The following is a 13,469-nucleotide window of genomic DNA, read 5'->3' on the forward strand; positions in this document are numbered from 1 at the left end:
CAACGACCCGGGATGCCGTGCGGCGTTGCGCGCGGGTACGTTGACGATCATGAGCGAGATCAGCGCGACGGGTCTGGCGGGACTTCTGGCGAGGCTGCTGGCCGAGGGGCACCACATCGCGGCGGAGCACGACGGCGACGCGGTCGACCTGCCCGAGCACGGGCTCCGCGTGGTCGTGGGCGCGCCCGACCTCCAGTCGAACGGGATGGTCGTCCGGGTCCCGATCGGCGTGGTCATGCCCGAGTGGGGCGGCGTCGCCGCGTGGGACCAGGCCGTCGGGATCGGCGGCGGCGACCGGTCCCCGGCCATGGACGCGCTCGACGGCTGGCTGCACAACGTGTTCCCGGTGTTCGCCGCCGCGTACGTCCCCGGCAGCGACCTGACCGGCCACGTGCACCCGTACGCGATGAGCAACGGCACGCAGACCGCGGACGTCTACTTCGGCCCGCTCGCGATGCGCGACTTCGGCGGGATGACCGACGCCGTCCGGGAGACGGCCGCCGAGCTTCCGCCGACGATGCGCGCCGTCCACACGCTGCTCGACGGCTACGCGTACCCGGACCGTCCGATCTGGGCGTACACGTTCTGCGGCAACATGCCGGACGGCCCGGTCACCGAGGTCACGGTGCTGAACGACGACGCGAGCGCGTCCATGGCGCACATCGCCGACCACCTGCCGTGGGACGGCGGGCACGGGTCGGTCAAGTCGTGGGCGCTGGTCGTCCCCGCCAAGGGCGAGCACGTCGCCGCCACCAGTGGCGAGAACGCCGCCCCCGCGGGCGGCGAGAAGGTCGTTCCCGCGGGCGGCGAAGACTAGGAGCCGTCGCCGGGGACGGCGAGGCCCGTCTCGTAGGCGGCGATCACGGCCTGCACGCGGTCGCGCAGGCCGAGCTTGCTCAGCACGTTGCTGACGTGGGTCTTCACGGTGTGCTCGCTGACCACGAGGGCCGCCGCGAGCTCCGGGTTGGACAGGCCGCGTCCGAGCAGCCGCAGGGTCTCGCGCTCGCGCGCCGTCAGGACGGCCAGCCGGTCGTCGGACGGCGCGCGGACGACCGCGCCGGAGGTGAACTCGGAGATCAGCCTCCGGGTCACCGACGGCGCGAGCAGCGACTCGCCCGCCGCGACCACCCGGACGGCGTGCACGAGATCGTCGCGGCGGACGTCCTTGAGCAGGAACCCGCTGGCCCCGGCGCGCAGCGCGGCGAACACGTAGTCGTCCTGGTCGAACGTGGTGAGCATGACGACCCGGCAGTCCGACTCGGCGCAGACCGTGCGGGCCGCCTCGATGCCGTCCATGCCGGGCATCCGGATGTCGAGCAGTGCCACGTCCGGGGCGTGCTCGCGGACGGCCGCGACCGCCTGGAACCCGTCCCCGGCCTCGGCGACCACCTCGATGTCCGGCTGGGTCGAGAGGATCAGCGCGAACCCGGCCCGGACGAGTTCCTGGTCGTCGGCGACCACCACGCGCAGCGTCATGCGGAGATCTTCGCGGACACCGCCGCCGGCCCGTCCACCGGGGTGGCCGTGGAGGACACCGAGGTCAGCGCGGGGGTGGTCGGAACGAGAGGCAGCGGGAGGACGGCGTGGACGGTGAAGCCGGGGCGGCCGTCGTCGCGCGGGCCCGTCTCGGCCGTCCCGCCGCAGGCCGCCGCGCGCTCCCGGATACCGATCAGGCCGTTGCCGCCGGACGGCAGCGTCCGTGCGCCGGGACGTGCGACTGCGGCGGCACCCCGTCCGTCGTCGCGGACGGTCAGTTCGAGGGCGTCGGCGTGCCAGCGCAGCGTCAGTTCGACGTGCTCCGCTCCGGCGTGCTTGACGGTGTTGGTGAGGGCCTCCTGCGCGATCCGGTAGGCGGCCAGCTCGACGTCCGGCGGGAGCGGGCGCGGCTCGCCGATCACCTGGTGCTCGACGGCGAGCCCGGCCCCGGCGACGCGTCCGGCGAGTTCGGGCAGGTCGGCGAGGGTGGGCTGCGGGGCGCGGGAGGCGTCCTCGCCGTCCTTGAGCAGCACGAGGACGCGCCGGAGCTGCGTCATCGCGTCCCGTCCGGCCTCGGCGACCGCGTCGAACGCCGCCGACGCGCGTTCCGGGTCGGACGCCATGAGCAGCGGCCCCGACTCGGCCTGGACGATCATGAGGCTGACCGCGTGCGCCAGGATGTCGTGCATGTCGCGCGCGATCCGCGCCCGCTCCGCCGCCGCGGCCCGCTCCGCCTCGGCGACCGCGCGCTCGGCCTCCGCCGTCGCCCGCCTCGACTCAGCCGCCGCGCGTTCCGCCTCGGCGGTCGCCCGCTCGGATTCGGCTTCGGCTCGGGCGGCTTCCAGGCGGCGTTCGTTCTCGGCGCGGGCGGCGCGGTCCTCCAGGGCGGCCGCGTGGGCTCGCCCGAGGGCGACGGCGCGGCCGACCGCGTAGGCGGTGATGCACATGAAGACGGCGCGGAACAGCGTGTCCGGGGACGGACGGAGCACCGCCGTCAGCACGAGCTGCGTCGTGATGACGCCGATCCGCGCCGTCCGGCCGGAGTGGGTCGCGAGCGTGTAGTAGGCGAGGATCGGGCCGTACCAGATGGGCTGCCAGGCCAGCGGCGACACCAGGTCGTAGGACGTGCCGAACCCGACCGTCAGGATGAGGACGGGCACCGGCGCGAGGCGGCGGAACGCCAGCGGCAGCACCGACGCGGTGACGGCGGCGTACCCCCACCACGGCCAGTGGCCGCCGCCGGGGCGCGAGATGCTCAGCAGCGGCCAGAGCTGTGCGAGGAGGATCGCGGCGGCGAGGACGGCGTCCGACGCCCACGTCCCGGACCAGCGGCGGAGCCGCACGACAACCGGCATTTCGGACACATGGCGCATCCTGTCATGCCTGGTGGCGCGTCGGGAGCATCGCGGCGTCCTTCTGGGCGCCCGCGCGCCACAGCGGCAGCAGCGGGGCGAGCATGAGCACGCCGGTCACCGGCAGCAGGTCCAGGGACGCGAGCGACGCGACGATGCCCGCGAACGCGAGGACGGGCGTCCACGCGGGGATCGAGCGGGCGACCGCGCAGCCGACCAGCAGCGCGAGAAGGCCCAGGTAGAACAGCGCGGGCCCCGGTCCGTACACGATGGCCGGGACGCCCGGCACGGACTTGACGTCGTCGAACATCCGCGCCATCTCGGCACTGTCGGCGGCCGTGGCCCCCACCCAGATGTCGATGGCGATCTGCGCCATCGCCGCCACCGCGCCCCCGAGCCCGAGGACGGTCGCGACGGTCGCGACGACCCGGCTCGCCGTGCCGCGTCCGCCGGTCGCGGCCCGTCGCAGCGTCAGCAGGATCGGGACGAACAGGACGAGCGAGACGAGGAAGGCGAGGTGCCCGAGCACCCAGAGCGGGCCGGGTCCACGGTTCCCGTTCAAGCCGTCCAGCAGCCGGACGATGCCGTAGACCGAGATCAGCGCGGGAGCGGCGACGAGCGCGAAGCGTGTGTTCTTCATGCCCTCAATGCTCGTCCGCGCACCCCCTCCCGCACATCGCCGACGTCGGCGATCCCTCGTCTCCCCCGCGCGGCGGAGACGTCCGTCCGGGGTGGTCAGCGGGTGGGGACGGGCCGCCAGTGCGGGACGAGTTCCTCGAGGAGGGCTTCGGTCTCGGGCTGGAGGGGGTCGTAGCCCGCGTGGGCGTGGAGTTCGTCGACGACGGCCCGGACGGCCTCGTCGTCGCCGGAGGCCTTGGTGGCGCGGAGCAGGTCGCGCCAGAGGCCCTCGTCGCGGGGCGCGTGGCGGAGTCCCGCGCGGGACGCGCCGAGGGCGCCGCGCACGTCGCCGCCGTCCAGGCGCAGGACGGTCAGCCGGTGCGCGACGTCCACGATGCGGGCCCCGGCCTCGAACTCGAGCGGTTCGGTGGCGAGCCAGCCGTAACGCCCGCGCGGGCGGTCGGCCAGGAGCGGCCCGCGGACGAGGTCGAGCGCGTACGACATGTAGGCGGTCTCGGACGACGGCTCGGCGGCCGAGCGCCAGATCAGCCAGCGGAACACCGACCAGTCGACGCGGACCTCCGAGCCGAGCCGGATCCGCCCGCTGTCGTCGTGGTACAGGTTCGGGCGGCCGCGCGCGTCGCGTCCGACCCAGTCGGAGACGCGGGCGATGCTGGCGTCCCGGACGGCCTGGCTCACCCCGCGCGGCCAGACGGCGCCGCCGAGGACGGTCGGGTGGACGCCGTTCGGGTGCGTCGCGAGGTAGACCAGGACCTCGGTGCACAGGTCGCGGCGCTCGTCGTCCATCGGGCCCGGCGCGTCCACCTCGATGCGGCCGAGCAGCCGGATGTCGACGGCCGAGCGGCCTTCGAGCGGCGGTTCGGCGGCGTCCTCGGCCGTCGGCTCGGGCATCGGGACGGACCGCAGGTCGGAGGCCGTGCGGAACAGTTCGAACACGCCCCGGTACTGCTCCTCGGGGACGAGCTGCGCGTCCACCTCGAAGCCGAGGACGCCGGCCTGCAGGCGTCCGGCGGCGTCCACGTCCCAGGTCCAGGTCGCGCCCTGGACGTCGCCGGCGACGAGGTATCCGGCGGCCATCCGGGTGCCGGTGCGGGCGAGCGCGACCAGGCGGTCGGCCTCCTGCTCGGTGGGGGCGTCCGACATGATCAGGTAGTGCGGCATCCACGCCTCGCCGAACACGCCCTTCGCGCGTCCGGTGAGGACCGAGCCGACGCCGGACGCGGCGAGCGCCTGCCGCACCTCCGCGCTGCGCGCCTCCAGCTCGGGCAGCGCCTCGACCAGCGTCGGGACGGCGCGGACCCGGTCCGGCGCGACGTCCGCGAGGCCCTCGGCGAGCTCCTGCCCGAACCCGACCAGCGTGATCCGCATGTGGTCGGACCAGCGGTTGGTGGCCAGTTCCAGTGCCAGCGCGGCGAGCGCGGCGCGGCGGTTCGCGTCGTCGCCGCGGATCGCGATGAGGCCGTGCGCGGCCTCCAGGTCGACGAGGATGCGGCCGGTCTCGTTCGTGCCGAGCGACACCAGGCCGGGGTAGGGCGCGAGGACGTCCGCGAGGCCGTCCTCCGAGACGTCCGCGGCGCGCAGCCGCCACACCTGGCCGCCGTCGAAGGCGTGCCACGGCGCGGGCGGCTCCGGATCGGCGGGCGCGATCCACAGGTCCATGCTCTCGGAGCCCAGGTGGACGGCGTAGACGGTCGGCAGCGCGCGGTCGGCGGCGGCGAGCGCCCGGGACAGCATCCGCAGGCCGAGGTCGAGGAGCCGTGTGCCCTGGTCGTCCGCGCCGACGCGGAGCGCCTGCTCGGCGACCGCGGCCTCCCCCTCCGGCCGGACGATCATCTGCCCGAACGCGCGGTGCCACATCTGCGTCCGGCGGCGGCGGCCGAGCGCGCTGAGCAGCCCGGCGGCCAGCAGCGACGCGGCGGCGACGCCCTGCGGCCAGGAGACGTTCCGGCTGGTCGGGACGCCGTTCTCGTGCCGTCCCTCGTCCTGGACGTTCGCCCCGGCCTTGGGGCTGTGGTGGCCGTCGGCCGTCCCCTCGCCGCTCGGGGACAGCTTCCCCGGGGCCTCGGTCGGCGTCTGCTGGTGCGCGGGCGGCACCTTCGCCGGAGCCGACTCGCTGTGCGAGGGCGCGGGGGCCGGCGCGGGCTGGTGGCTCGGCAGCTGATGGCTGGGCGCGGGTGCGGGCTGGCCCGGCGTCTGGTGGCTCGGCGCGGGCACGGGTCGCGTCGGCGCGGGCGTGTGCTGCGACGGCGCGGGGGCGGGCTTGGAAGGCGTGGGCTTGGACGGAGCGGGCACGGGGGCCGGTGCGGAGTGACTCGGCGCGGGCGCGGATTGACTGGGCGCAGGGGCCGGTTGGGTCGGCGTCTGGCTGGGCGCAGGCGCCGGTTTGCTCGGGGACTGGCTCGGCGCGGGCGCGGGGTTGGTCGAGGGCGGCGGGGTCTTGGCGGGCGGCTTCGGGACGTCCGGCTTGGGCTGTTCGTGCGGGACGGGGTGGCCGTGCCGGAAGTAGTCGTGGAGCTGGTGGACGGGGACGACCTGCGCGCCCTTGGCGTCGGCGGGCATCTCGAGGATCCAGCCGGGACGGATCAGCCCGGCGGTGTGCAGGCGGCTGCCGTCCGGCTGGACGTGGTCCTTGTTCAGATCGAAGATCTCGTTGTAGCGGCGGCCCTGGCCGAGGCACTTCTCCGCGATCTCCCAGAGACTCTCGTGGTGCCGTCCCTCGGGCGGGTTCACGCGGTAGATCTTGGTGGTGGCGGCCTTCTCGACGGGGGTCCCGGCGAGCGTCTCGGTGACCTCGCGGTCCGGGGTCGCGTTCGTCGTGGCGGGCGCGGCCGGACGGTCCGGGACGGCGGTGACGGGCAGCCGGTGGTACTGCTCGGTCTGCGTCGTCACCTGCGGCTTGGCCGCCAGCTCACGGCCGCTGAAGGCGGGCATGATCGCGCTGGTCGCGGTGAACAACAGCAGCGCGGCGACGACGAGCCGGTGGACGAGCGACTGCGTCCCCCCGGCGAGCGGGACGCGCGCGGGCACGCCGACGCCGCGGACGCCCGCGTACACCTCGACCACGACGCAGGCGGCGAGCTGCAGCCAGGCGAGCCAGACCAGCACCACGAGGATGGCGAGGAGGGCGGACGGACCGATCCGCTGGGTGAGGTCCGACATCCCGGGGACGTGGCTCGGGACGGGCGACCCGAACAGCGTCAGCAGCGCGTACGGAACGCCGATGAGCAGCGCCGCGAGCGCCACCAGCGCCCCGATGCCGGTGAGCACGTCGCCGGGGCCGCGCCGGTGCCGCGGTGGCGTCGGCCGCCGCTGCCCCTGACCGAGGCCCGGCCCGCCAGCCTGTCTCGTCGCCATGGCGCCCCTCGAAGTCGGGATGTCTACGGGTCCTGAGGTCGCATGGCCATCGTAGACAGGCACGCCGAACTGGCAATCCCACGCTGACAACGATCCCGCGACGACAATATTGCACCAGTCGATGCAAAACGGGTAGGGTCACGTCCCATGGCGAGACCGCGCACCTTCGACGAGGACCGGGCCCTGGACGTCGCGATGCGGCTGTTCTGGGAGAACGGCTACGAGGCCACGTCCACCCGGGACCTGTGCACGGCGCTCGGCCTCGACCGCAGCAGCGTCTACAACGCCTTCGCCAGCAAGCACGAGCTGTTCCGGCGCGCGCTGGTCCGGTACACGGAGCTGATGACCGAGCGCCAGCTGGAGATCCTCGACGAGCCGGGCGTCCCGGCCCTCGACCGGATCCGCCGCCTGCTGCACGTGATCGTCGAGCAGGAGCGGGAGACCTTCCGGGACGGCCACGGCGTCGGCTGCATGACGGTGAACACGACCGTCGAACTGGCCGGACGCGACCCCGAGATCGCCGCACACCTGGCCCGCGACACCGAACGGCGCCTGGCGTCCCTGCGCGCCGCGGTCGAGACCGGACGGCGCGACGGGTCGATCACGTCCCCTCGCGACCCGGCCGACCTGGCCCGCTACGTGAACGCGGTCGTCGCCGGGATCAGGGTCTCCAGCCAGGGCGGCGCACCCCTCGACTCCCTGACCGCCATCGCCGACACCGCACTGGACGCCCTCGCCCCCTGAACCGCGCGCACTCACCCTCACGTTCTGAACTTCACGCCCTGAAGCTCGCCCCCTGAACCGCGCAGCCTGAACCATGTCCTGTCCGGTCGCGGCTTTGGCATGCGCACGTTTTACACCGATCGATGCAGAATGGAGCCCTCCCCCATGCCACGCGCAGTCCATCTCCTCGCCCTCGGCGTCTTCGCCATGGTGACCAGCGAGTTCGTCGTCGCGGGGCTGATGCCCCAGATGGCGCGCGGGCTGCACACCACGGTCCCGAACATCGGCTACCTCATCACCGCGTTCGCCGCCGCGATGGCGCTCGGCGGTCCCCCGGCGGTGCTGGTGGCCGGACGGCTCCGTCCGCGCTCCGCGCTGCTCTCGGTGTTCGCGGTGTTCCTGGCCGGGAACGTGCTGGCCGCGCTCGCGCCGTCCTACCCGGTGATGCTCGCGGCGCGGATCATCACGGGCGTCGCGTCGCAGGTGTTCTTCGGCCTGTCGATCACGACCGCCGTCCGGCTCGTCCCGGCCGAGCGGCGCGGACGGGCGGTCGCGGTCGTCCTGAACGGCCTGATGGTCGGGACGCTGCTGGGCATGCCGCTGTCCACGCTGGTCGGGGAGCGGTTCGGCTGGCGCGCCGCGTTCTGGACGATCAGCGCACTCACCCTGCTCGTCGCCGCCGTCACCCGGTTCGCCCTCCCCGACCTGGAGCGGGCGGACGGCGCCTCCACCGAGGGCGACCGCGCGGCGTTCGGCCGTCCGCGGCTGTGGCTGGCGCTGGTCACCAGCACGTTCATCATCGGCGCGACCTTCGCCGCCTTCTCCTACTTCAACCCGATCCTGACCGAGGTCGCCGGGTTCTCGACCGGGACCGTCCCGCTGCTGCTCATCGCCTACGGCGCGGCGACCGTGGTCGGGAACATGGTCGTCGGACGGCTCGCCGACCGGCACACCATGAGCGTCCAGGTCGCGGGACTGGTGCTGAACATCGGCTTCCTGACCGGGTTCGCGCTGCTCGCCGACGTCCCGGTCGCGGCCGTCGCGTTCATGCTCGGCATCGGCCTGGTCGGCGTCACGATGAACCCGGCGATGGCGACCCGCGTCCAGCGCGCGGGGAACACCGGGCCGCTGGTCAACACCGTCCACGCGTCGTTCATCACGGGCGGCGTCATCATCGGGTCGGCCGTCGGAGGAGCCCTGATCGACGCGCACGGGCTGCGCGCGCCGCTGTGGGTGGGCGCCGTCCTCGCGGTCGCCGGGCTGGCCATGCTCCTCCCGGAAGCCTTCCGGGGACGTGCGCGCGAGGTGCCCGGCGCGGCGTCGGCCGAGGTCAGGCAGCTCGCAGATAGTCGCTGATCGTCAGGAGCCAGCGGGTGTAGGCGCGGCTCATCAGGCCGTCCGGCGTCAACCTGCCCATCAGGAGGGAGCCGGGACGGTCGGTGAGCTGGGTACCAGCGGCGCGCACGGCGCGGTTGGCGCGCTTCGAACGCGTCCGTTCGTAGCGGCGGAGGGTCTCGGGGACGTCACCGTGCGCGTCGCGGAGCGCGACGGTCAGCGCCCAGGCGTCCTCGAGGGCCTGGTTCGCGCCCTGGGCCTGGGTGGGAGGCATGGTGTGCGCGGCGTCGCCGACGAGCGTGCAGTGACCGGCGCCCCAGGACCGCCGGACGGGCTGCCGGTGGTGCGGGAAGGCATCGACGGGCTCGTCCGCCACGGCGTCCAGAAGCTCGGGAACGGGTGAGGCCCAGTCGCCGAAGCGGCGGCGCAGTTCGGCGGTGGACGGCTCGGACGGCGCGTCCCGGATGTCGAACCACCACTGGAGCAGGCCCTCCCCGGCGGGCATCAGGCCGCACATGCCCTCACGTCCGACGATCACCAGGCCCTCGCGTCCGGACGTGACCCCGATGGGGACCGGCGCGAGACCCTGCCAGGTCGTCCAGCCGGACGGGACGGTCGGGTCGCCGCCCCACACCGTGTCGCGGACGGCGGACCGGTGGCCGTCCGCGCCGATCACGGCGTCGGCGGACGCGGTGGATCCGTCGGCGAACTCGACGCGCCGCCCGTCGCCGGACACCCGGACGGCGGCCTTGCCGAAGACCGGGTCCGGCTGGCCGTCGGCGAGGCGTTCGAGCAGGCGGCGGCGCGGGAGGGAGACGTGCGGGCGGCCGAAGCGCCGCGCGGCGCGCGCGACGTCGACGCGGGTCGTCCTGCGGCCGTCCGCGGTGCGCTGTTCGAGCACGTCGATGGGCGCGCCGACGCCGTCCAGGGAGACGCCGAGCTCGTCCAGGATCCCGGTCCCGTTGCTCCACAGGGTGACGGCCGCGCCGCCGGTGCGCGGCGCCGGGGCCCGCTCGTACACCTCGACCTCGTGGCCCGCCGCGCGCAGTCCGCGGGCCGCGGCGAGCCCGCCGACCCCCGCTCCGATCACGATCAGCTTCATGACCTCCTTCCTATCACTACGATCGTTGTACGACCATAGGCCTGGATAGAATCCCGGCATGGCCCCGCAGAACACCGAACGCCGCCGCGCCCTGGCCGACGCGGCGATCGACCTGCTCGGCCGCGAGGGCGTGCACGGCCTCACGCACCGCAACGTCGACGAACGCGCGGGGCTGCCGTCCGGCACCGCGTCCAACTACTTCCGCAGCCGGGACGCGCTGCTCGTCGCCGCCATGGAGCGGATCGCCGGCCTGCACCGCGCGGACATGGAAGCCGGATCGCTCGTCACGGCCCCGATCGGACGCGCCGAGCTCGTCGGCATCATCGGCGCGTCCCTGCTGTACTCGGCGACCGAGCAACGCGTCCGCTACCTGGCGGTCTACGAACTGACGCTGGAGGCGACCCGGCGTCCGGCGCTGCGCGAGGTCCTGACCCGCATGCACGAGGCGGCCGTCACGATGACCGTCGGGCTGCACCGGCGGCTCGGCCTCGACACCTCGCCGGACGACGTCGCGAACCTGATCGTCCTCTACGGCAGCACGCTGTTCGGGCTGCTCACCGGGCCGTCCGATCGGCTGACCGCCGAGACCGCCGCCACGCTCGCGAACGCGATCGTCACCGGCGTCCTCGGCCCGGCCGTCAGGGTCGGCGACGGCGTGAGCTGACGGCGACGACGGCCGCGCCGATGACCGCGAGGGTCGCGAGGACGGCCGCGAACAGCGTGCTCCCCGTCGCGAGGCCGAGCGGGTCGCTGAGGTACCCGGCGGCGACCGGGAGCGTCCCGGCGAGCAGGTAGCCACCGACGTTCAGCGCCGCGTTGGCCTCGGCCAGACGCTGCGGCGGCACGTTCGCGTTCAGCAGCGACAGGCCGCCGAGCTGCCCGAGCCCCTGCCCGGCCCCGGCGAGGACGGCCGCCGCGACCAGCGGCACGATCTCCTTCGTCTGGACGGCCACGACGAGCATCGCCATGCCGGCGAGCGTGCTCGCGGCCCCGATCAGCAGGACCTTCGTCCGCTCGAGGCCGCGCACGGCGAACTGCACGCCGGTCGCGGCGGAGAACATCACGAAGGCGGTCGCGCCCGCGACGATCCGGTTGTCGGTGCCGAGCATCCCGGAGAGCAGCGACGGCCCGAGCGACAGGACGAACGAGGTCGAGGTGATGCCGGGCGCGAACACCGCGATCCCCATCGCGAGGTCGCGCCGGTTCGGCCGCGGGACGCCCGGAACCCGGACCCACCTCGCTCCCTGAGCCGCCTTGGCGGGGCGTTCGATGGGCATGCGGACAACGACGGCGATCGCGGTGAGCAGGAGGACGGCCTCGACGGCGAAGACCGTCCACGCGGGGCCGGCCTCGGACAGCAGACCCGAGAGCAGCGGCCCGAGACCCGCGCCGAACACCATCGCGGTCGAGGCGAGCAGTGCGGCGCGGTGGCGGCGGAAGGGACCCGCCACGTCCGTCACGGCGGCCATCCCGGCGGACACCGCCGCGCCGACGGCGATGCCCGTGAGCAGGCGCGCGGCCATCAGCGCGACCACGGACGAGGCGGTCGCGAACAGCCCGGACGCGACCAGCGCGGCGGCGAGCGCGGGCAGGAGGACGTGCTTGCGCCCGAGCCGGTCGGACGCGATGCCCGCCACCGGCAGCGTGCCGAGCAGCCCGAGGATGTAGAAGGCGAAGACCACGGTGAGGGTGCCCCGCGAGAACCCGATCCGGTGCTGCCAGAGGACGTAGAGGGGGGTCGCGGCGTTCGACAGCACGAACACGGCCGTGATGGGCCAGGCGGCGAGCCACATCCAGCGCGCCGGCGGAACGGCCGCGGCCTCGGCGGACGTGGCGGTCGCGGCGGTCGCGGCGGTCGCGGGCGACGTGGCGGTCGCGGCGGTCGCGGCGGTTCGGGGTTGCCGGGCCGGTCGGGTCAGGAGCATGAGGGGGTCCTCCTTGTACGAATTTTTTCGAACTTAACATGCAGTACGATCAAACTCGTACAAGGAGGTTGTGTGATGCTCGACATCCGCGAGATCCCCGTGCCGGACGGCGCGCCCGAGCCGCTGCCCGAGCCGGACGTGGACGATCTGCGCCTGGAGACCGTCCTCGGCGCGCTGAGCGATCCGCTGCGGCTGGAGATCGTCCAGCGGCTGCTGCTGGAGCGCGAGGACTTCGACCACACCTGTGGCTGGTTCGGGTTCGACCGTCCCAAGTCGTCCCTGACCCACCACTTCCGCGCACTGCGCGAGGCCGGGGTGATCCGGCAGCGGCAGTACGGGCTGGAACGGCGCAGCCACGTCCGCACCGACGACCTCGACGCCCGCTTCCCCGGCCTCGCCGCCCTCGTCGCCGCCTGGACGCCCCCGACCGACTGAGCCGCAGCCCGGCACGTCGGCATCGTCTGGCGTGCTTGCGGCGTCCGGCGCGTCAGCCCTGGCGCGTCAGCGGCGCCGGGCGGCGATCACTCCGTTCGCCCCCGGCGCGTCGAACCGGACGACCGGCTCGGGCGCGAAGCCGACCTCGGTGAGCCATTCCGAGACCTCGGCCGCGGTGTAGTTGCGCCCCTCGGCCTCGACCAGCATGTTCAGGCTCATGAGCGCGGCCGAGGCGGGGCCGGTCTTGTCGTCGTCGACGAACAGCTCGCAGACGAGGAGCAGGCCGTCCGGCGGGAGCGCGGCGTGGACCTTCCGCAGGATGTCCAGGCAGTGCTCGTCGTTCCAGTCGTGCAGGACGTTCGAGAGCAGCGCCGCGTCATGCCCGTCCGGGAGCGGATCGTCCCCGAGGAAGTCCCCGCCCATGACGTCGACGCGCTGCGCGAACCCCGCCGCCTCGACCTTCGCCTCGACGAACTCGGACACCTCCGGAAGGTCGAACACGGTCGCCGTGAGCTCCGGATACCTTCGGCACAGCTCGATGTCGTACGCGCCGGAGCCGCCGCCGACGTCCAGCAGCCGCTTCACCCGCGACAGGTCGACGACCTCGCCCACCACTCGCGCGGTGAACGACGACAGCGAGTGCATCGCCTCCCAGAACGTGTCCAGCATCAGGGCGTCGAAGCCGTCGAAGATGCTCGTCCCCTGAGCCGGATCCCAGCTGGTCGGACGGTTCGTCCGGATGGCCCGCTCGAGTTCGCCCCACGGCCCGTACAGCCGCCGGTCGAGCATGTCGACGAACCCGCCGAAGTAGTACGGCCGTCCGCGGACGAGGAACTCCGCCGCGAGCGCGCTGTTGACGTACCGTCCGTCCCGCAGCTCGAGCAGCCCGAGCGACGCGCACCCGGTGAGCAGCATCTCCGCGGGCCGCTCGGCGATCCCGAGCCCGTCCACCAGCTCGGCCGCCGAGCACCCCTCCACGCCGAACCGCGTGAACAGATCCAGCTCGACGGCCGTGGCCAGCGTCCTCGACACCCAGAACCCCGTGATCATCTCCATCAACGGCACGGGCGTGACCCGCTCGCTCCCCATGAACCCAAGGTAGCCGAGCGACTACTCAGAGAGACCGTT

The 13,469-nt window shown here is 73.9% G+C and carries 12 protein-coding genes; 5 read left to right on the forward strand and 7 right to left on the reverse strand.

The annotated features are described in order from the left end of the window. The first annotated feature begins 49 nt into the window (after positions 1-49). Complete coding sequence (locus AB0L06_RS04045) at positions 50-817, forward strand: DUF6348 family protein (RefSeq protein WP_500229430.1); 768 nt, start codon at positions 50-52, stop codon at positions 815-817. Here AB0L06_RS04045 and AB0L06_RS04050 read toward each other — a convergent pair. The 4 genes from AB0L06_RS04050 to AB0L06_RS04065 all read right to left on the reverse strand — a co-directional run bounded on the left by AB0L06_RS04050 (position 814) and on the right by AB0L06_RS04065 (position 6,821). Continuing rightward, positions 814-1,476 (reverse strand): response regulator, encoded by a 663-nt coding sequence (locus AB0L06_RS04050; protein WP_500229431.1) that lies wholly within the window; start codon positions 1,474-1,476, stop codon positions 814-816. The genes AB0L06_RS04045 and AB0L06_RS04050 overlap by 4 nt on opposite strands. Then, complete coding sequence (locus AB0L06_RS04055; RefSeq protein WP_500229432.1) at positions 1,473-2,831, reverse strand: sensor histidine kinase; 1,359 nt, start codon at positions 2,829-2,831, stop codon at positions 1,473-1,475. The genes AB0L06_RS04050 and AB0L06_RS04055 overlap by 4 nt, the downstream gene beginning before the upstream one ends. 22 nt (positions 2,832-2,853) lie before the next feature. Beyond that, complete coding sequence (locus AB0L06_RS04060; protein ID WP_500229433.1) at positions 2,854-3,468, reverse strand: hypothetical protein; 615 nt, start codon at positions 3,466-3,468, stop codon at positions 2,854-2,856. Between the two features lie 95 nt (positions 3,469-3,563). Continuing rightward, entirely contained in the window at positions 3,564-6,821 is a 3,258-nt protein-coding gene (locus tag AB0L06_RS04065) for a hypothetical protein (protein WP_500229434.1), read from the reverse strand. A 147-nt stretch (positions 6,822-6,968) separates the two neighbouring features. Here AB0L06_RS04065 and AB0L06_RS04070 point away from each other — a divergent pair, with 147 nt between their 5' ends. Together AB0L06_RS04070 and AB0L06_RS04075 are read left to right on the forward strand one after the other, a co-directional pair. Beyond that, positions 6,969-7,565, forward strand: coding sequence for a TetR/AcrR family transcriptional regulator (locus tag AB0L06_RS04070; protein WP_500229435.1), 597 nt, complete (start codon positions 6,969-6,971; stop codon positions 7,563-7,565). 144 nt (positions 7,566-7,709) lie between these two features. After that, entirely contained in the window at positions 7,710-8,900 is a 1,191-nt protein-coding gene (locus tag AB0L06_RS04075; RefSeq protein WP_500229436.1) for an MFS transporter, read from the forward strand. Here the strand turns inward: AB0L06_RS04075 and AB0L06_RS04080 are convergent. Further along, positions 8,875-9,981 carry an FAD-dependent oxidoreductase gene (locus AB0L06_RS04080; protein ID WP_500229437.1) on the reverse strand — a complete coding sequence of 369 codons (1,107 nt, stop codon included), beginning with the start codon at positions 9,979-9,981 and terminating at the stop codon, positions 8,875-8,877. The genes AB0L06_RS04075 and AB0L06_RS04080 overlap by 26 nt on opposite strands. A gap of 58 nt (positions 9,982-10,039) precedes the next feature. Here AB0L06_RS04080 and AB0L06_RS04085 point away from each other — a divergent pair, with 58 nt between their 5' ends. Beyond that, positions 10,040-10,645, forward strand: coding sequence for a TetR/AcrR family transcriptional regulator (locus tag AB0L06_RS04085; protein WP_500229438.1), 606 nt, complete (start codon positions 10,040-10,042; stop codon positions 10,643-10,645). On the opposite strand, the gene AB0L06_RS04090 is transcribed toward AB0L06_RS04085, so the two are convergent. Then, positions 10,620-11,906 (reverse strand): MFS transporter, encoded by a 1,287-nt coding sequence (locus AB0L06_RS04090; RefSeq protein WP_500229439.1) that lies wholly within the window; start codon positions 11,904-11,906, stop codon positions 10,620-10,622. The two genes, AB0L06_RS04085 and AB0L06_RS04090, sit on opposite strands and share 26 nt — an antisense overlap. 75 nt (positions 11,907-11,981) lie before the next feature. Between AB0L06_RS04090 and AB0L06_RS04095 the strand changes: the two genes are divergently transcribed. Continuing rightward, the gene (locus AB0L06_RS04095) at positions 11,982-12,341 is read left to right on the forward strand and encodes an ArsR/SmtB family transcription factor (RefSeq protein ID WP_500229865.1); all 360 of its coding nucleotides are present in this window, start codon (positions 11,982-11,984) and stop codon (positions 12,339-12,341) included. Between the two features lie 66 nt (positions 12,342-12,407). Here AB0L06_RS04095 and AB0L06_RS04100 read toward each other — a convergent pair whose 3' ends face one another. Beyond that, positions 12,408-13,430 (reverse strand): methyltransferase, encoded by a 1,023-nt coding sequence (locus tag AB0L06_RS04100; protein ID WP_500229440.1) that lies wholly within the window; start codon positions 13,428-13,430, stop codon positions 12,408-12,410. Between the last annotated feature and the right edge of the window lie 39 nt (positions 13,431-13,469).

Source organism: Spirillospora sp. NPDC052269, from assembly GCF_040679435.1.
Classification (GTDB): domain Bacteria; phylum Actinomycetota; class Actinomycetes; order Streptosporangiales; family Streptosporangiaceae; genus Spirillospora.